The sequence below is a fragment of the Microbacterium sp. OR16 genome, from assembly GCF_047306725.1.
Classification (GTDB): domain Bacteria; phylum Actinomycetota; class Actinomycetes; order Actinomycetales; family Microbacteriaceae; genus Microbacterium.
Genome location: NZ_JAZEXK010000001.1, coordinates 1,787,307 through 1,805,499, shown reverse-complemented (window position 1 = coordinate 1,805,499; position 18,193 = coordinate 1,787,307). Strand labels below are relative to the sequence as shown.

General features: G+C 70.0%; 18 protein-coding genes. 13 read left to right on the top strand and 5 right to left on the bottom strand.

Translation table 11 applies throughout. From position 1 onward, the window contains the following. Positions 1-123: 123 nt before the first annotated feature. Positions 124-804, top strand: coding sequence for a hypothetical protein (locus V2S05_RS08810; protein WP_413634794.1), 681 nt, complete (start codon positions 124-126; stop codon positions 802-804). 388 nt (positions 805-1,192) lie between these two features. Here the strand turns inward: V2S05_RS08810 and V2S05_RS08805 are convergent, their stop codons facing one another. Beyond that, positions 1,193-4,198, bottom strand: a complete 3,006-nt coding sequence (locus V2S05_RS08805; protein ID WP_413634793.1) for an alpha-mannosidase — start codon at positions 4,196-4,198, stop codon at positions 1,193-1,195. 288 nt (positions 4,199-4,486) lie between these two features. Here V2S05_RS08805 and V2S05_RS08800 point away from each other — a divergent pair, with 288 nt between their 5' ends. Then, entirely contained in the window at positions 4,487-4,960 is a 474-nt protein-coding gene (locus V2S05_RS08800; RefSeq protein WP_271639243.1) for an adenylyltransferase/cytidyltransferase family protein, read from the top strand. Between the two features lie 157 nt (positions 4,961-5,117). Here V2S05_RS08800 and V2S05_RS08795 read toward each other — a convergent pair whose 3' ends face one another. Together V2S05_RS08795 and V2S05_RS08790 are read right to left on the bottom strand one after the other, a co-directional pair. Then, positions 5,118-5,543 (bottom strand): DUF1801 domain-containing protein, encoded by a 426-nt coding sequence (locus V2S05_RS08795; protein ID WP_271639244.1) that lies wholly within the window; start codon positions 5,541-5,543, stop codon positions 5,118-5,120. After that, entirely contained in the window at positions 5,540-6,112 is a 573-nt protein-coding gene (locus V2S05_RS08790) for an HhH-GPD-type base excision DNA repair protein (RefSeq protein ID WP_413634792.1), read from the bottom strand. Before V2S05_RS08790 ends, V2S05_RS08795 begins: the two co-directional genes overlap by 4 nt. A 107-nt stretch (positions 6,113-6,219) precedes the next feature. On the opposite strand from V2S05_RS08790, the gene V2S05_RS08785 reads away from it, so the two are divergent. Beyond that, positions 6,220-6,882: a DUF3887 domain-containing protein gene (locus tag V2S05_RS08785; RefSeq protein WP_271639246.1), complete on the top strand. Its 663-nt coding sequence runs from the start codon at positions 6,220-6,222 to the stop codon at positions 6,880-6,882. Here the strand turns inward: V2S05_RS08785 and V2S05_RS08780 are convergent. After that, positions 6,879-7,790: an oxygenase MpaB family protein gene (locus tag V2S05_RS08780; RefSeq protein WP_413634791.1), complete on the bottom strand. Its 912-nt coding sequence runs from the start codon at positions 7,788-7,790 to the stop codon at positions 6,879-6,881. The two genes, V2S05_RS08785 and V2S05_RS08780, sit on opposite strands and share 4 nt — an antisense overlap. A gap of 49 nt (positions 7,791-7,839) precedes the next feature. Further along, entirely contained in the window at positions 7,840-9,117 is a 1,278-nt protein-coding gene (locus tag V2S05_RS08775) for a glutamyl-tRNA reductase (RefSeq protein WP_413634790.1), read from the bottom strand. 102 nt (positions 9,118-9,219) lie between these two features. Between V2S05_RS08775 and hemE the strand changes: the two genes are divergently transcribed. The 10 genes from hemE (at position 9,220) to hemL (ending at position 18,113) form a co-directional block, all read left to right on the top strand. Continuing rightward, the gene (gene hemE / locus V2S05_RS08770) at positions 9,220-10,233 is read left to right on the top strand and encodes a uroporphyrinogen decarboxylase (protein ID WP_413634789.1); all 1,014 of its coding nucleotides are present in this window, start codon (positions 9,220-9,222) and stop codon (positions 10,231-10,233) included. A gap of 272 nt (positions 10,234-10,505) precedes the next feature. Next, positions 10,506-11,972 (top strand): protoporphyrinogen/coproporphyrinogen oxidase, encoded by a 1,467-nt coding sequence (locus tag V2S05_RS08765; RefSeq protein WP_413634788.1) that lies wholly within the window; start codon positions 10,506-10,508, stop codon positions 11,970-11,972. 138 nt (positions 11,973-12,110) lie between these two features. Then, positions 12,111-12,524, top strand: a complete 414-nt coding sequence (locus tag V2S05_RS08760; protein WP_413634787.1) for a hypothetical protein — start codon at positions 12,111-12,113, stop codon at positions 12,522-12,524. 3 nt (positions 12,525-12,527) lie between these two features. Further along, positions 12,528-12,938, top strand: a complete 411-nt coding sequence (locus V2S05_RS08755) for a phage holin family protein (protein WP_271639252.1) — start codon at positions 12,528-12,530, stop codon at positions 12,936-12,938. Continuing rightward, positions 12,925-13,233 carry a hypothetical protein gene (locus tag V2S05_RS08750; RefSeq protein WP_271639253.1) on the top strand — a complete coding sequence of 103 codons (309 nt, stop codon included), beginning with the start codon at positions 12,925-12,927 and terminating at the stop codon, positions 13,231-13,233. Before V2S05_RS08755 ends, V2S05_RS08750 begins: the two co-directional genes overlap by 14 nt. Before the next feature lie 80 nt (positions 13,234-13,313). Continuing rightward, on the top strand, positions 13,314-13,991 hold the full coding sequence (gene hemQ, locus V2S05_RS08745; RefSeq protein WP_271639254.1) for a hydrogen peroxide-dependent heme synthase: 678 nt from the start codon (positions 13,314-13,316) through the stop codon (positions 13,989-13,991). Further along, positions 13,988-14,974 (top strand): hydroxymethylbilane synthase, encoded by a 987-nt coding sequence (gene hemC / locus V2S05_RS08740; RefSeq protein WP_413634786.1) that lies wholly within the window; start codon positions 13,988-13,990, stop codon positions 14,972-14,974. Before hemQ ends, hemC begins: the two co-directional genes overlap by 4 nt. Positions 14,975-14,985: 11 nt before the next feature. Next, positions 14,986-15,783 (top strand): uroporphyrinogen-III synthase, encoded by a 798-nt coding sequence (locus V2S05_RS08735; protein WP_413634785.1) that lies wholly within the window; start codon positions 14,986-14,988, stop codon positions 15,781-15,783. After that, a complete protein-coding gene (hemB, locus tag V2S05_RS08730) occupies positions 15,780-16,760 on the top strand; it encodes a porphobilinogen synthase (protein WP_271639257.1) in 981 nt (326 codons plus the stop codon). Before V2S05_RS08735 ends, hemB begins: the two co-directional genes overlap by 4 nt. A gap of 39 nt (positions 16,761-16,799) precedes the next feature. After that, on the top strand, positions 16,800-18,113 hold the full coding sequence (gene hemL / locus V2S05_RS08725) for a glutamate-1-semialdehyde 2,1-aminomutase (RefSeq protein ID WP_413634784.1): 1,314 nt from the start codon (positions 16,800-16,802) through the stop codon (positions 18,111-18,113). The last annotated feature ends 80 nt before the right edge of the window (positions 18,114-18,193 follow it).

The window sequence follows — 18,193 nt, the reverse complement described above, 5'->3', positions numbered from 1 at the left end:
TGCGACGGTGACCTGAGCCCCGATTCCGACGACCGGAATCGGGGCTTCGTCGTGAGGGAGGGCTGCTCGTCACCTGTGGATAACGTGCACGAGGTGCGGGGTCGACGCCGTAGCGTCGCGTCCATGGTTCACGGATCGCAGAAGACGAGGGATGCCCGATTCGATGCCGCTCGGCTGCGGACGGTCATCGGGCTGGGGCTCATCCTGCTCGTCTGCGGCACGGTGGCCCTGTTCCTCGAGATCGACATGCAGGACTTCCTGCTGGGAATCGGAGCGCTCACGGCGGCGATCGTCGTCGCCGCGGGGGTGGGTCCTCATGCGTCGCTCATCGGCACGCGCTCGCTGCCACGGGTCTCGCTCGTCGTGGTGGGCGCATCATTCCTCCTGCTGACACCCGTGGTCTTCCTGCTGTCGGGCATCGTGATGACGATCTCCATGGCGACGGGAGCGAGCAGCGCGGTGGCCTCGCAGGTCGTGCTGCTGGGTGGAGCCGCCATCGCAGCGGCCCCGGTGCTGCTGTGCGCCGTCTTCGCCGGCATGGATCTCGCCGTGGGCGGGCGCATCCCCGCGCCGTGGGGATGGCTGGCGTTGCCCGCACTGGTGCTGAGCGTCGTGGCGATCGCGATCAAAGCGGGCATCGCGGCAGCCTCGCTGATGGCCTGGATGGCACCCTGGACCGATCTGTACCGCACGCTCACCGCGCTGCAGGCGATCGGTGCGATCGTGCTGGGCAGCGTGAGTCTCATCTTCGCCGCGTGGGCGTCGTCGGTGAGCGCCGCGGACGGTGATCTTCGCGCCGGCTGACCGGGCCGGTGACTGCGCGGCAGAGTCACAGGCCCGGCGCGCAAACGGGTCCCTCCGGATGATCCGGAGGGACCCGTTGTCGATCAGCGTGTGATCAGAAGTCTTCGCCTTCGGCCTGCGACGGGTGGCGGTCGAACCAGTACGGGCGGCCGATATGCAGCAGGGCGTCGGTGTCGATGAGGTCGTTCTCGCGGTCCATTGTGCGGCTCCTTCGCGCGTGACGGATGGGATCTGCATCCAGCATCCGGCATGGTTCGACACTCTTTAATGAGAACGCAGGAGAAAGAAGCAGCAAAATTACGCCGCTCGTTAAGGCTCCAGGGGGAGGAGCCTCTTCGACGATCTCTGCTCGGCGGCGTGCGAACGCCTCCGATCGGGTGCGCGCTCGTCAGGCCCGGGCGATCCGCAGCGTGCGCACCTCGAACGGCTTGAGCGCCAGCTCGCCGCTGGTGCGGGCGCCGTCGAGCTCATCTTCGATCAGAGAGACCTCGCGGATGCCCGAATACTCGAATGCCACGGACAGGGCACCGGTCGTACGGCGGCCGAGTGACTCGTAGACCCGCACGATCACATCGCCCGAGCGGTCGTCGGCGAGCTTCACCGCCGAGATGACGATGCCTCTGCCGGTCACCGCGACCAGCGGCTCGACCTCGTTCGCGCCGCGCACGAGGGTCGCCGGAGCGTTGAGTTCGATGCCCTTGGCGGTGGCGATCTCGGCATCCGCTTCGATCACCAAGCCCACCTCGATCTGGTGGTGACCGTGGTCGGTGTCGGGATCGGGGAAGCGCGGGGCGCGCAGCAGCGACAGCCGAACGGTCGTCGTGACGTCGTCGCCCTCGACCTCGCGGGACGTGTCGTAGCCGTAGATCGAGTCGTTCACCAGGGCGACGCCGAATCCGTCGTCCTCCTGGGCGAGCACGAAGCGGTGCATCGACGTCTCGAACCTCGCCGCCTCCCAGCTCGTGTTCACGTGCGTGACTCGGCGCTGGAATCCGAACTGGGTCTCGGCGAGCGTCTCGCGGGCGAAGATGTCGAGTGGGAAGGCGAGCTTGAGGAGCTTCTCGGTCTCGTTCCAGTCGATGTCGTTGCGCAGGTGCACCGTGCGCGACCCGGCGGGCAGGATGATCGTCTGCGCGATGGTCGACTGCGAGAACTCGCGGGTGACCTTCACGACCGCGGCGCCATCGACGACGGATGCCGAGAGCGACGAGACGGCCGTCAGGTCGTCGACGCGGTTCTTGTAGTACCGGTCGATGTCCCAGGCGTCCCACATGTTCGGGAAGTCCTGGTGCAGCTGGAACAGGTTCGCAGGCTTGCCTGCGGCGATCACCTCGCGCCCGGTGGCCTTGTCGATGGCCGAGGTGATCAGACCCTCGGGCGAGATGATGACGACGACGAGGTCGTTCGACAGTGCGAATGAGCCATCGGCGCGCTCGGTCAGCTGCGTTTCGACGCGCTTCGCCTGCTCGACGACCGGGGTGTGCGTCGCGCCGAGGGCGCGCCCACCGCCGACCGAGGTCGGGGTGAACACGAGCGTGCGATCGCCGTCGCCCGCGAGCGCCTGGCGGGCCGCAGCCGACAGCTCCTCGGCATCCGCCAGCACCTGCGAGAGCACCTCGACTGCTTCGCGGTGCACCCACGCGATCGACGTGCCGGGCAGGATGTCGTGGAACTCGTGCAGCAGCACGAGCTGCCACAGCCGGTCGAACTCGTCGTAGTCGTACTCGGCGCCCAGCCGCACGGCGGCGGTCGCCGCCCACAGCTCGGCCTCGATGAGCGCCTGCTCGGCCCGGCGGTGCAGCGCCTTGGTGGCGTGCTGGCTGGTGAGCGTGCCGCGGTGCAGCTCGAGGTACAGCTCGCCGACCCAGACGGCCGGGTCGGTCAGCTCGGCCTTGGCGTCGTCGAAGAAGGCATCCGGACGCTTCCATTCCACCTTCGCCGAGCCCTCGAGATCGGCCAGGCGTGCGGCCTTGCCGGTCATCTCGCGGGTCGTTCCGCCGCCGCCGTCGCCCCAGCCGACCGGGGCGATCGACATGGTCGCGACCCGATTCTCTTTGAACTGGCGGGAGGCCTTCGCCACCTCCATGCCCGAGAGCTGGGAGCTGTAGGTGTCCATCGGCGGGAAGTGCGTGAAGACGCGCGAACCGTCGATGCCCTCCCACAGGAAGCTGTGGTGTGGGAAGACGTTGCGCTGGTTCCACGAGATCTTCTGCGTGAAGAACCATTCGAAGCCCGCACGGCGCATCAGCTGCGGCAGCGCGGGGGAGTAGCCGAAGCTGTCGGGCAGCCAGACGCCCTTCGATCGGATGCCGAACTCGCGCTCGAAGAACCGCTGGCCGTACGAGAACTGGCGCACGAGCGATTCGCCGGTCGGCATCACCGTGTCGGACTCGACCCACATCCCGCCGAGCGGCAGGAAGCGGCCGTCGGCGACCGCGGCGCGCACGCGTGCGAAGACCTCGGGACGGTGCTGCTTGATCCACGCGTACTGCTGTGCGCTCGACATGCCGTAGAGGAAGTCGGGCTGCTCGTCGATGAGCGCGGTCATCGACGAGGTGGTGCGGGCCACCTTGCGGATCGTCTCGCGCACCGGCCACAGCCACGCCGAGTCGATGTGCGCATGACCGATCGCGGCGATGCGGTGCGCACTCGCGTCGGCGGGGGAGGCGAGCACCTCGGCCAGCTGCGCGCGGGCGTCACCCGCGGTCTCGACGATGCGCTGCAGGTCGAGCACGTCGAGCGCGTTGTCGAGGGCCTGCAGAATGCGCATGCGCCGTGGGCTCGTCTCGGGCAGCTCGGCCTGCAGCTCGATCAGCACCTCGAGGTCGAGCGAGAGGTCGAACACCTCGGGCTCGAACACCGCGAGGTCCATGTGGCGCACCCGGTACAGCGGCTCGGGCGAGGAGGTGCGGATGTCTCCCTCCTGAGTGGGCAGGAAGGGGTGGTAGTCGAGCAGCACGGGGTTGGCGGCGGCTTCGAGGAAGAGCTCGACCGGATGCCCGGCGACGGCCTCGACCGGGACCCACTGGTTGCGGGGGTTGATGCTCTTCACCGGTGTGCCGTCGGGGCGGTAGACGAGAGCCTCGCACTGGAACCCCGGCATGTTGATGTCGAAGCCGAGATCGATGAGCGCTTCGACCCTCTTGCCGCTCCATTCGGCGGGAACCTCCCCGCGCAGACGGAACCAGGTGGTGCCCCAGGCCGGCCCCCACATGCTGCTCGCGGTGAACGGCTGGAAGTCGAGGGCGAGTCCCTCGGCGGGCGCGATCGGCTCGCCGGGCAGCTGGTGCGCGGCGATCTCGAGCGGCATCCGGGCCGAATGGACGGCCGGGCGGACGCGCTCGGCGAGCACCCGGTTGACGCGTCCTACGGTGAGGGAACTGTCATCGTGCATCGGGGTCCTTGCGGTGGGATCGTCTCGCTCAGGTGCGAGAGCCAGGGATGCATCCAGTTCGTGGATGGCGTGTGGTTCGCCCCGAAGCGGAGCGGCGCCGAAGCCGCAGCGGTGGCGGACATCGCTGTCCTTCCTTCATGGCGGTTCAGGGGGTGGGCGCCGTGTCGGCGCTCGCCTGACGAGCGTATCCCACAGCCGAACGGCGCCCAGGGGCGACGAGGGGCGTGCGTGCGCGTTTACCCGTGTCGCGTCGCAATAGAATCTTCTGAAGCCATACGGAAGGACGCCATGAGCGAGACCGTCAAGAAGCACCAGGACTACAACCCCGGGCCGCGGGTGGGGATCACCTTCTCCACCTTCGATCTGCTGCACGCCGGGCACATCATGATGCTGGCCGAGGCGAAGCGGCAGTGCGACTACCTCATCTGCGGGCTGCAGATGGACCCGACGCTCGACCGCCCCGAGAAGAACGCTCCGACGCAGACGGTCGTCGAGCGGTACATCCAGCTTCGCGGCTGCGAGTACGTCGACGAGATCGTCCCGTATTCCACCGAGCAGGACCTCGAAGACATCCTCCGCTCGTTCAAGATCGACGTGCGCATCGTCGGCGACGAGTACGAGGAACGCGACTTCACCGGCCGCAGCTACTGCGAAGAGGCCGGGATCGAGCTGTACTTCAACAGCCGCGAGCACCGCTTCTCGAGCTCGGGCCTGCGCAAGATCGTCGCCGCTAAGGAAGCCGAGCGCCTCGCGCGCGGCTGAAGGAACCCGACCGGCGCTCACCCCGATAAGGTGACCGCATGATCGAAGTGACCGAGGCCGCTGATGCGACCCGGTCGCGCCGACGCACCTGGATGACCGGCGGCGCGCTGTTCTTGGTCTCCGACGGCCACGGGCGCTTCGCGCGGCGGGCTTGCCGTCAGCTCACAACGGTGAGCTGCATCCCCTCGCTGCCCCCGGACTCCGCCCAGGCGAGCGAGCGGGTCAAGATTTCGCGCAGAACATCGAGGTCGATCTGCTCGAGGTCTTTGATGTACAGGCATCCGGCGCCCGTCGTGTGCGGGCCGAGCTGCGCCAGTGCGTCGGCGTGAGCGTCGACGCCGTCGAGCAGGTAGATGGTCGTCGCCGCCTTGCGTGGGGCGAAGGCGAGCAGACCGGTGTCGCCCTCGGTACCGGTGGGGTAGTGGTAGTGCACTTGGCCGAATCCGATGATCGTGCCCCAGGTGGCGGGAGTGCGGCCGGAGATCTCCTGCATCAGAGCAGTCAGGGTCTCGGCATCCCGTCGTCGGATCGCCGGAGCAGAACGCGCGATCAGGGCCGCGACGTCGTCGCCGGTCGGCTTCACTTCGCCGCCTTCGCGGCCGCCTTCATGGCCTTCTTGTGCTCGCGCACCTTCGTTAGCGACTCGGGCGAGACGATGTCGGCGACGCTGCGGAATGCATCCGGTTCACCGTAGGGAGCGGATGCCTCGCGCCAGCCCGCACCGGTGAAGCCGTACTGCTTGCCGAGCAGTGCGAGGAAGATCTTCGCCTTCTGCTCGCCGAATCCGGGCAGCTTCTTCAGCCGCTTCAGCACCTCGGCGCCATCCGGGTCGCCTTCGGTCCAGAGCGCCGCGGCGTTCCCGCCCCACTCGTCGACGAGCGTCTGGCAGAGCGTCTGCACCCGGGCTGCCATCGAGCCCGGGAAGCGGTGCACGGCCGGCGTCTGCTTGAACGCCTCGAGAAAGGCATCCGGATCCATCCCCGCGATCGCGGCGGCGTCAGCAGCTCCGGTGCGCTGCTCGATCTTGAGCGGGCCGGCGAACGCCGTCTCCATCGGCACCTGCTGGTCGAGCAGCATACCGATCAGCAGCGCCAGCGGGTTGTTCGTGAGCAGCTCGTCGGCGGCGGTGTCTCCGGTGATGTGAAGGGCCATGCCTCCAGTGTGGCATTCCCGCACTGCCCGCATGGATCGGCTGTCCCAGCCTTGTGCATGTAAACCATGGGTTGACGAGCATGCCAACTGTCTCTATGGTTTGAGAGATGGTCGATCAGTTCCCGGGTGATGGGATTCCGTTGTCCGCACTCGCGGCAATGGTCGAGGAGGCACGAGCGGTTGGCGTCCCGGTCGATGACGCCGCTGCGATCCGGCAAGCCGATCAACTGGTGCGTCGGTCGCAGGCACGGCTCGTCGACCTCGTCGTCGCGACGCGTGCCGCCGGGGTCTCGTGGCAGGCGATCGGCGATGCGCTCGGCGTGAGCCGACAAGCCGCGTTCAAGCGGTTCGGAGGTGCGGTTGCGCGCCCCCAGAAGGAGACGGAAATGGGTGAGCAGATGATCGACCTCATGGATCGAACTCGCGCGGTGTTCGAACGCCTGGATGCGGGCGACTACGAAGCAGTGCGAACGCAGATGACCTATACCTGCGCTCGCATGCTCAGCAAGCGGAAGATCGAGGGAGTGTGGAATCAGGTCGTCGCCGAGACAGGACGGCTCGAGTCGTCCAGTGACCTCACGGTGCAGACTCCCGACGGCGCGAACGCGCTCAACAAGTTCGCCAACAGGGTGCTCGCGAGCGGCGCCATCGTACAGGCGACACTGCGTCACGAGGCGGGCGAATGGATCGGCCGGGTCGCCTACAACGGTTCTGGCAAGATCACCGGTCTCTTGATCGCGCCTCCGGGATCCCGCGACCTGCCGTTCTAGGCGGCCTCGCCGGCACGACGCGCGGCGGTCAGGCGGGTGAGCCGGCGCCGCGCGAAGTCCTGCGCGCGAGGCCCTGAGCCGAGCGATCTCTCGGCCACGGCGAGCACGATTCGAGTCGCGGTGACGACCGGGAGAACACTGCGATGAACACCCAGCATGCGGCGGTAGGGACGGGGGATCGTGGCCACGGCCGCCGCGAACAGCACGCGGTAGGCGATGCCCATGGTGCCGGTGAACGGCGGGCGTCGCAGGAACGCCACGACGTCGCGGGTGCGTTCGTCTGCGCGCAGCTCGCCGCGCTCGAGGAATCCGCGCAGTCGCTTCCGCAGCTCCGCCTCGCTCGTGGGCGGATCCGGCACCCGCATCAGGCGCCCGGCGATCGCCCATTCGGCGACATACGCGTCTGCCCCGCCCGGAATCGGCCCTCCCCACACCTCATGCGCCGTCAGGAACGCGTCGGCGAAGGCGAGGTGCACCCATTCGACGAGGTCCGCGGAGGAGGCGCTGTACTCTCGCTCCGTCCCGTCTCCGGCGGTGTACTCGCCGGTGACTCTGCGGTGCAGTCGAGCCACTCGCCCCGTCTCGCGCTCCGCCTGCTCGCGCGACCCGTAGGTCACGCTCAGCACCCACCGCACCGTGCCGTTGAGGCGGGAGATGGGGTCTTCGCGGTAGCGCGAGAAGTCGTGCACGCCCGCCATCGCGCCGGGATGCAGAGCTTGGATCAGCAGTGCCCGGATGCCGGCGACCAGCGTGCCCATGCCCGCGTGCACCGTCCAGGCCGCGCCGCCGTCGACGAACCAGCCGACGTCATCGCCTTCGGCGAGGTCGCGCACCCACCTCGGCGTCCCCTCCGGGTCGCCACTGAGCGCGGTGAGCAGTCGCGCTCGCAGGGGTGTGCGCTGCGTCATGCTCCCAGCGTCGCATGCCTGGCGCGATCCGGCGCCGGTGAAGGCGTGATCAGGCGGATGCTGCGTCTGAGGCGGTGCTCGACTCGGCCGACAGGCCGTACAGCGCCTCGAGCGCCGCATGGAACTCGTCCGCGCGACCCTCGGCGGCGAGCTCGTGGGCACGGGTGGTCGGAGTGTGCAGCAGAACCCCGGCGAGGTGGCGCATGGCCTGCTCGACGCGGCCGTTCTCGTCGCCGCGCCGTCGCGCGCGTTCGATCTCCGCCTCCAGCAGACCGAAGATGTGCGTGCGCAGCGCCACGACCGCGGGGGTCACGCTCTGACGCGAGCCGTCGAGATGGAAGCTCTCCGCCGCTTCGCGTACGACATGACGGGCGGCGTCGGTGGCATGCAGCTCCTCGAGCGGGGCGTGCAGGCGGATGGTCTCGAGGTCGAGCAGTGCGACGCCCTCGAGCTGGGCGACGGCGGGATCGACGTTGCGCGGCATCCCGAGGTCGATGACGAGCTGCGACTGGGGGTGGGCCCCTGAGGTCGTCGACAGGCATCCCTCGGCGGCGCCGGGCTGGCGGTCGAACTGGGCCGGCCCCAGCACCATCTCGGCGGAGGTGCAGGTGATCAGCAGCGACGCGTGCTGCGCGATGCTCGCGTAATCGGCGATGGCGACCGGACGGATGCCGTGCTTCTGGGCGAACGGCACAGCGCGGCCCGACGGCGAGTAGACCGAGATGTCGACGGCGCCGCGCTCGCGCAGCGACGCGAGAGTGACGGCGGCGTACGAACCGGTGCCGACGAGCAGCACGCGCTCGGCGCTCCAGTCGGCGATGCGGCTGTCGGCGAGCTCGAGCGACAGGCGCACGAGCGAGCGACCGGCGCGGTGCAGCGCGGTGACGTTCTTGACCTTCCGCTGCGCCTGGCTCGCGCGCTGGAACAGACGCTCGAGCTGCGGCGAGGTGGTGCCCTGCTCGCGGGCGCCGCTGAGAGCGCGGCGGACCTGTCCGGCGATCTCGCCCTCACCCGACACGACCGACTCCAGGCCCGATGCGACGGCGAACAGGTGCTCGGCGACATGCGGGTCGTCGACGACCTGGTATGAGCCGTCGAGGTCGGCGGAGGGGATGCCGGTGGCCTGCGCGACCGTCTCGATCACCGCCTCCGAGTCCACCTCCTCGGCCTCGACGTAGGCTTCGAATCGGTTGCAGGTGGCGAGCACGACGGCTCCCTGCACGCCGGCAGCCATCAGGCTGGGGGCGACGGTCTCGGGCTGGCGGCTGAGGCGTTCGAGCAGTTCGAAAGAGGCGGTCTTGTGACTCGCCGTCACGCAGAGCAGCACGAGTCGAGTGTACGCCGCGCAGCTGTGGGTGGCATCCAAGGAGGACCTAACCCGAGTTCCAGCCCCGGCGCACGCATAGGCGCGCGGTGCGAGGATGGCGGCATGAGTGATCTGCTGCGCGCGCTCGCCGGCGAGACCCCCGAGCGCACCCCTGTCTGGTTCATGCGTCAGGCCGGGCGGTCGCTGCCCGAGTACCGCGAGCTGCGCGTCGGCACGCGGATGCTGGACGCCTGTCTCACCCCCGACATGGCATCCGAGATCACCCTGCAGCCGGTGCGCCGGCACAAGGTCGACGCGGCGGTGTTCTTCAGTGACATCGTCATCCCGCTACGCCTGGCCGGGGTCGACGTCGAGATCGAGCCCGGCCGCGGCCCGGTCTTCGCCGACCCCGTGCGCACCGCCGACGACGTCGCCCGCATCACGCAGATCGACCCCGCCGACCTCGACGGCACCGCGGTCGCCGAGGCCGTGCGTATGACCGTCGCCGAGCTGGGCGAGACGCCGCTGATCGGCTTCGCCGGGGCGCCGTTCACCCTGGCCGCCTACCTGATCGAGGGCGGCCCTTCGAAGGAGCACCTGCGTGCCCGGGCCATGATGCACGCCGACCCCGAGGCGTGGAACGCGCTGGCCGGCTGGCTCTCGCGCATCTCGCGTCGCTTCCTCGAGATCCAGCGCGACGCCGGAGCCTCGGTCGTGCAGCTCTTCGACTCGTGGGCCGGCTCCCTCAGCACAGCCGACTACCGAACGCACATCGCCCGGCACTCGAAGGCGGCGCTCGAGGGGATCGGCCTGCCGAGCATCCACTTCGGCGTCGGCACCGGACCGTTCCTCGCCGACATGCGCCTGGACGGCGTTGCTGACGCCGTCGGCGTCGACTGGCGGATGCCGCTCGACGAGGCGATCGGCATCGTCGGATCCGACACCGCCGTGCAGGGCAACATCGACCCCGCGATGCTTCAGGCCCCGTGGCCGGTGCTCGAGGCCCGCGTGCGCGACGTGATCGCCCGCGGCCGCGGCGCGAAGGGGCACATCCTCAACCTCGGTCACGGCGTGCCGCCCGAGACCGACCCCGACCAGCTCACGCGGATCGTGCAGCTCGCCCACGGCGAGCTCTGACTCCGGCGCGCAGGACTCTCCCACCGATGGGTCCGGCGCGAGGAGCCAGATGTCGGCGTACGGCAGCGGATGAGCGGCATTCGGCTCCCCGACACCGGGATGGTCGCCGCCCGGGCTGCAGGCCGGCGACGTGCAGCCTGTCCAGGAGCCAGATGCCGCTGAAGTCGCGCAGATGACGGACGTTCGGCTCCTCGGCAGGAGCAGCCGAACGTCTCCGGGTCTCGTGGAGTCACCGGCATCCGGCGCATAGGTCCCGGTGGAAGAATCGAGGCATGAGCTCCGAGCACTCCCCGGCCCTCGCCGCGCGCGCCGCGCAGCAGCACATCGTCATCATCGGCGGCGGCATCGGCGGTCTGGTCGCCGCTCGGGAGTGCGCGAAGGTGGGCATGCGGGTGACGCTGCTGGAGGCATCCGGGGCGCTGGGCGGAAGCATCCGCTCCGTCGAACTCGACGGCATCACCGTCGACGCGGGAGCCGAGAGCTTCGCGACGCGCGGCGGTCACGTGAAGGCGCTCGTCGACGAGCTGGGCCTCGCCGACGCGGTGGTTCCCCCGCAGGGCGGTGGCGCGTGGCTGAGCGGCATCCCGGATGCCCCCGACGCGCCCCTTCCCAAGGGCAGCCTGCTGGGCATCCCGGCCAACCCGTTCCAAGACGACGTGCGCCGCATCATCGGCTGGCGCGGCGCCTGGCGGGCGTATCTCGACCGCCTCCGCCCGCCGCTGACCATCGGGCACGAGCGCAGCCTCGGCAAGCTGGTCGGCTCGCGTATGGGTGCGCGTGTGCGCGACAGGCTCGTGGCCCCTGTCACTGCGGGCGTCTACTCCGCCGACCCCGACGACGTCGACACCGACGTCGCCGCGCCAGGGCTCAACGCCGCGCTCACGCGCATCGGATCGCTGACCGGAGCGGTCGGCCTGCTCGCGGCCGAGCGCAAGGGCACAGCGCCCGGGTCGGCGGTGCTCGGGCTCGTCGGCGGCATGGGCCGGCTCGTCGAGGCGCTGCGCGCCGACCTCCTCGCGTACGGGGTCGAGATCCGCACCGGCGCCCGCGTCACCCATCTCGAGCGCGAGGGTGCGGAATGGAGTGTCGAGATCGCTCCGTCGCTCGAAGAGGGGGCGGATGCCGATGCCGCGGCCCCACTGCGCGCCACCGGAGTCATCGTCGCGACAGCCGAGCCGTCGGCACGCCCCCTCATCGACGCGCACGTCTCGGGCCTCGGCGAGGTCGGGGACGCACCTGAGATCGAGATCGTGACGCTGCTGCTCGACGCACCCGAACTCGACGCCGGGCCCCGCGGCAGCGGCGTGCTCACGGTGCCGGGCCGCCACGTCGCCAAGGCCCTCACCCACTCCACGGTCAAATGGGGCTGGCTGCGCGACGCGGCGGCGGGCCGCCACGTCGTGCGCGTGTCGTTCGGCAGCCAGGGCGAGGCTGCGGCGACGGCCGCCCTCGATGACGACGCGGCTGCCGCGCTCGCGCTGTCGGAGGCATCCGCCCTGCTCGGCGTTCCGCTGCGCCCGGCGCAGCTGGTCGCCGCGCACCGCGCCCGGTACGTGCAGGCTCAGCCCACCTCGCTCATCGGCGCGACCGAGCGGCGGGCGGCCGTACGCGCTGCCGTGGTCGCCGCCCCGGGCCTCGGCATCGTGGGCGCGTGGGTCGCCGGCACCGGGCTCGCCCAGGTGATTCCGGATGCGGTCGCCGAAGCCGATCGGCTGCGTGCGAGCCTGCTCTGGGACTGAGCGGACGCTGCGCGGCGACTGTTCGGGCGCCGTGCTGATACATCGAACCGGGCCGCGGCGCAAGGGCAGATGCCGAACGAGGAATATGTGGTTACGCTGGAGCGCGGAAGTGGCCGCAACCAACGTCAGGAGGCCCTCATGAAGGGGAAGATCGGACTCGTCATCGGACTCGGCGCAGGCTACGTCCTCGGCAGTCGAGCAGGACGCGAGCGCTACGAGCAGATCAAGACGCAGTGGCTCAAGGTGTGGAACCTCGATCCCGTGCAGGAGCAGGTCTCCCGCGTGCAGGACTTCGCCAAGTCGCAGGCCGCCGCGGTTCCCGGTGCCGTCTGGACCGGTGCGGTCAAGGTCGTCAAGGCCGTCTCGAAGTCGGGCACCACCCCCGGGGAGAAGCTCGACGGTGCGATCGACGCGACCAAGGACGCCGCCGAGAAGGTCGCCGACGCCAAGGAATCGCACGACTCGACGTCGCACGACTCGTCCTCGGGCGGCACGATGCCTCCCGCCAAGCCGGTCGGCTCCGAGGGCACCACGCCCAAGAACAAGGGGTGACGGATGCTCCGCGGATACCGGGACCGCGCCGATGACAGCCTGCTGACCCTGCTCGGGGATCTTCCCGAGCTGGTGCGCAACCTCGTCACGGCCGAGATCAACGCCGCGAAGGCGTGGATCTCTCGCACGGCGAAGGATGCCGGCATGGGCAGCCTGTGGTTCGTCATCGTGCTGTTCCTGCTGTTCTGGGCGATCCCGGTGCTGCTGGCATTCGGCATCATCGGGCTGAGCTCATGGTGGCCCGCCTGGCTCTCCGCCCTCGCCGTGTTCGGTTTCCTGCTCGTCTTCATCGTCATCTTCGCCCTGCTCGGACTGGCACGCTTCCGCAAGGTGATGAAGCGCGAGAATCCGGGCCAGGCCGTCGCCACCGATGTGCGCATCATCAAGGGAGACCCCGCCAATGAGCGATCTTGAGAAGACGTCGCTGCCCAACGCTGCCCTCACCACCACCGAGGTTCCCCGCACGGTCGTGCCGGCGGGGATCACCGATCCGGTGGCCTCTGCCCGCGCCGAGCTGCGAGCAGCGCTCGCCGCGATCGAGATCAGGGGCAACTTCCCCCGCCGTATCGAGAAGGCGACGGACCGTGGCATCGTGCGTGCACGGGCATTCGCCCATCGCAACCCGGCGGGCGCCGGGGCTGTCGTCGTGGTGGCTGCGGCGGCGGTCGGCAGCCTCGTGTGGGTGATCGCCCGCGCGATCTCGCGCTGAGACCCGCCAGGCCGCTCTGAGAACGCGCGCCGGCGCCGCCCGGTTCGCCGCCTTCGCTGAGAAGGGGGCAGACTGGAGGCATGCCCGAAACGCGCGATGACAACCCGTCCGGATTCACCCTGTGGGCCGTCTGGGGCAGAAACCCCGACGCGCCGGCGATCGAGACCGACGAGAGCGAGCTCGAAGTGCTCGTCGGCCACATCGAGAGCTCTGGGGTCAGCGTCCGAGGGTTCTACGACGTCAGCGGCCTCAAGGCCGACGCCGACCTCATGGTGTGGCTGCACGGCGACACCGTCGAAGAGCTGCAGCGCGCGCTGCGCCGCCTGCGTCGCACCGACCTGCTGCGCAACCTGCTGCCGGTGTGGAACGTCATGGGCGTGCATCGCGACGCGGAGTTCAACCGCGCGCACGTACCCGGCTTCCTCCGCGGAGTCGAGCCGAAGCAGTGGCTGTGCCTCTACCCGTTCGTGCGCACCCCGGAGTGGTACCTGATCGAGGAGTCCGAGCGTCGCAAGATGCTCGCCGATCACGGGCGCAAGGGGGCCGCTTTCACCGGCGTGATCGCGAACACGGTCGCGGCCTTCGCGCTTGGCGACTACGAGTGGCTGCTGCCCCTCGAGTCCGATTCGCCGACCGAGCTCGTCGACCTCATGCGCGACCTGCGCTACACCGAGGCCCGTCGCTACGTGAAGGAGGAGGTGCCCTTCTACACCGGGCGCCGCCTGCGTCTCGACGAGATCGCCGAAGTGCTTCAGTGAGCACGCAGGCACCCATCCGGCTCGGCACCCGGCGCAGCGCGCTCGCCCAGGCGCAGTCCGGTCACGTCGCCGACGCGCTCGCCGCCGTCGCCGGCCGTCCGGTCGAGCTCGTGCCGATCGTCTCGGAGGGCGACACGAACCGCGCATCCCTGTCGGAGATCGGCGGCACCGGCATCTTCGCCAACCGTCTGCGCGAGGCGCTGATCGCGGGGGAGTGCGACATCCTCGTGCACTCCCTGAAAGATCTGCCCACTGCCATGCCCGCCGAACTGGTCATCGCGGCGACGCCGCGTCGGGCGGATGCCAGGGACGTGGTCATCACGCGCGGCGGCACGCCCCTGCACGAGCTGCGCCACGGCAGCACCGTGGGCACCGGCTCGCCGCGCCGCATCGCGCAGGTGCGCCGCCGCGCGCCGCACGCCGAGGTCGTCGACATCCGCGGCAACGTCGACTCCCGTCTCGAACGGGTCTCGTCGGGTGAGCTGGACGCCGTGATCCTCGCCGCTGCCGGTCTCACCCGCCTCGGCTCGGAGACGGCGCTGGGCCGCGAGGAGCTGGGCCTGACCGAATGGCCGACCGCGCCCGGGCAGGGGGCGCTGGCTGTGGAGACCACGGCCGATGCCCCGGCAGAACTGCTCGATGCGCTCGCACGACTCGATGATCTCGACACCCGCATCGCGGTGACGGTCGAGCGAGCCGTGCTCGCTGGACTCGACGCCGGATGCCAGGCGCCCATGGCAGCCCACGCGGTCGTCACGGGAGACAGCATCCGTCTGCGCGCCGTCGTGTACGAACCCGGCGGCGGACGCCGAATCGGGTTGGACGTCTCCGAGTCCCTGAACAGGGGGTATATTCGACGGAACGGCAGCGGCAACGGAGCGGATGCTGCCGATGGTGCAGACCCGATGCGCACGGCTCGTGAGCTCGGCGAATCTGCGGCCCATCGGCTGCTCGAACAGGGAGCGGCCGACCTCCTCCCCTGAGAGTGATCGAGATGACTGCTTCCGAAACCAAGACCGCCAAGCCGCTCGACGGCTGGCGCGTCCTCGTGCCGCGGGGTGGCCCCTGGGGTGACAGCGTCGCCGCCAGCCTGCGCGCGATGGGTGCGGTGCCCGTGGTGGCGCCTCTCATCAACTTCGCCCCGACCACCGACCAGGACGCCCTGGATGCGGCCCTCGCCCGCCTGCAGGCCGGCGAGTACGACTGGCTGACCATCACCAGCGCCACGACGGTCGACGTGCTGTACGCGCATCGCATCGTGATCCCGGCGACGACCAAGGTCGCCGCCGTCGGCGAGACGACCGCTGCGGCTCTGCAGGCCGTCGGCTACGACGTCGCGCTCATGCCCGAGCTCGACAACTCGGCGGCCGGGATGGCCGAGAAGATCATCTCGATCGAGCCCGACGCGCAGCGCATCCTCTCGCTGCGCAGCGAGATCGCCAAGCCTGTCCTCTCGGTCATGCTCACCGAGGCGGGGCACGACGTCGACAGCGTGGTGGCCTACCGCACCGTCGGGGTGCCGGTCACCGAGCGGATCCGCCGCGACGTCGAGAACGGCCGCATCAACGCGATTCTGATCACCAGCGGTTCGGTGGCCAAACAGGTGCGCGAGCAGTTCCCCGAGATCCCCGACACGACGATGCTCGCGGCGATCGGCCCCCGCACCGCGAAGGACGCCGAGAAGGCGGGCCTGCCGGTCACGGCCATCGCCGACAAGCAGACGGTGGATGCGCTGATCGACACGGTCTCGCGCTTCACCCTCCCGCACGCGGCAGACGAGTTCGCGCCGTGAGCCGCTTCCCCGACGCGCGGCTGCGCCGCCTTCGCCAGTCCGCTCCCGTTCGTGAGCTCGTGCGCGAGACGTCGCTCGAGCCGCGCCAGCTGGTGTTGCCGATGTTCGTGCGCGAGGGTCTCGCCGACCCCGCGCCGATCGGCTCGATGCCGGGTGTCGTCCAGCACTCGCTGGATTCGCTGAAGGCAGCCGCGGTGGATGCCGCCGAGGCCGGACTCGGCGGAGTGATGCTGTTCGGCGTGCCGGCCGTGCGAGACGCGATCGGATCGGGCGCCGACGACCCCGACGGCATCCTGAATGTCGCCACGACCGCGCTGGCTGCGGAGGTGGGCGACGCGCTCGTCGTGCAGACCGACCTCTGCCTCGACGAGTTCACGGACCACGGTCACTGCGGTGTGCTGACGCCTGCAGGTGGCGTCGACAACGACGCCACGCTCGAGCGCTACGCCTCGATGGCCCTCGCGCAGGCCCGCGCCGGCTCTCAGCTGCTGGGCCTCAGCGGAATGATGGACGGGCAGGTGGCCGTCATCCGCGAGGCGCTCGACGACGAGGGATTCCACGACACGCTGATTCTCGCCTACTCGGCTAAGTACGCGAGCGCCTTCTACGGCCCGTTCCGCGAGGCCGTCGACTCGCAGCTGCAGGGCGACCGTCGCAGTTACCAGATGGACCCCGGCAACCGCCGCGAGGGCGTGCGCGAGGCGCTGTTCGATCAGGACGAAGGCGCCGACATCGTCATGGTCAAGCCCGCGATGGCCTTCCTGGATGTGCTGCGCGAGGTGCGCGACGCGGTCGACGTGCCGGTGTGGGCGTACCAGGTCTCGGGCGAGTACGCGATGATCGAGGCCGCCGCCGCGAACGGATGGATCGACCGCCGCGCGGCCGTGCTCGAGTCGCTCATGTCGATCCGCCGTGCCGGTGCCGATGCCGTGCTGACGTACTGGGCGGTCGAGGCTGCGCGCTGGCTGCGCCCCTGACTCGGAGCCGCTCATAGCCGGCATCCGTAGGCTGGATGCATGGACCGCAACGACTCCCTGTTCGACACCGCCCGTTCCGTGATCCCCGGCGGAGTCAACTCGCCGGTGCGCGCGTACGGCTCGGTCGGCGGTACGCCGCGGTTCCTGGCATCCGCCTCCGGCGCCCGGGTGACCGACGCGGCCGGCCGCGAGTACATCGACCTCGTCGCATCATGGGGTCCGGCGCTGCTCGGGCATGCGCATCCCGAGGTCGTGCAGGCGGTTCAGGATGCCGCGACCCGCGGCCTCTCGTTCGGCGCTCCCACCGAGGGCGAGGTCGAGCTCGCCCAGCTGATCGCCGACCGGGTGCGCCACGGCGACGTGCGACCGATCGAGCGCGTGCGCCTGGTCTCCACCGGCACCGAGGCGACCATGACCGCCATCCGCCTCGCTCGCGGCGTCACAGGACGCGATCTGCTGGTGAAGTTCGCCGGTCACTACCACGGGCACTCCGACGGACTGCTCGCCGCCGCCGGCTCGGGCGTCGCCACCCTCGCGCTGCCCGGCTCGGCCGGGGTGCCGGCTCCGATCGCCGCGCAGACGCTGGTCATCGACTACAACGACCCGGATGCCCTGGCCGCGGTGTTCGCCGAGCACGGTGAGCGCATCGCCGCGGTGATCGTAGAGGCGGCGTCGGCGAACATGGGCGTCGTCGCCCCGCTGCCCGGCTTCAACAAGCTCATCGCCGACACCGCCCACGCGCACGGTGCGCTGATGATCCTCGACGAGGTGCTCACCGGATTCCGCGTGCACCCTGCCGGCTTCTGGGGGCTGCAGCAGGAGGCGGGCGAGCAGTACGTGCCCGACATCATCACGTTCGGCAAGGTGGTCGGCGGAGGGATGCCCCTTGCCGCCCTGGGCGGCAGCGCCGCGGTGATGGACATGCTCGCCCCCGTCGGCCCCGTCTATCAGGCGGGAACGCTGTCGGGCAATCCGCTCTCGGTCGCGGCGGGGATCGCGACCCTGCGGCTCGCGACGCCGGAAATCTATGCACGAATCGACGCCGCCGCTTCGCGGTTGTCTGCGGCGCTCGACGCTGCGCTTACCGACGCGGGCGTGGTGCACGCCGTGCCGCATGCGGGCAACCTGTTCGGGGTCGCTTTCCTGCCCGAGGCGCCGCGCGACTACGCGATCGCTCAGACGCAGGAGTCGTTCCGGTACGCCCCGTTCTTCCACTCCATGCGCGAGCAGGGGGTGGCGCTGCCGCCCAGCGTGTTCGAGGCGTGGTTCCTCACGGCTGCGCACGGGGAAGACGAGCTCGCCGCCATCGAGGCGGCACTGCCTGCGGCGGCTGCAGCCGCGGCATCCGCCTGACCCGGCGACCTGTCGATGGGGTGCCGCACCCTGTCATCTGCCGGGCGCTGCCGGCGCACCTCCTGCCGAAGATCTCAGCC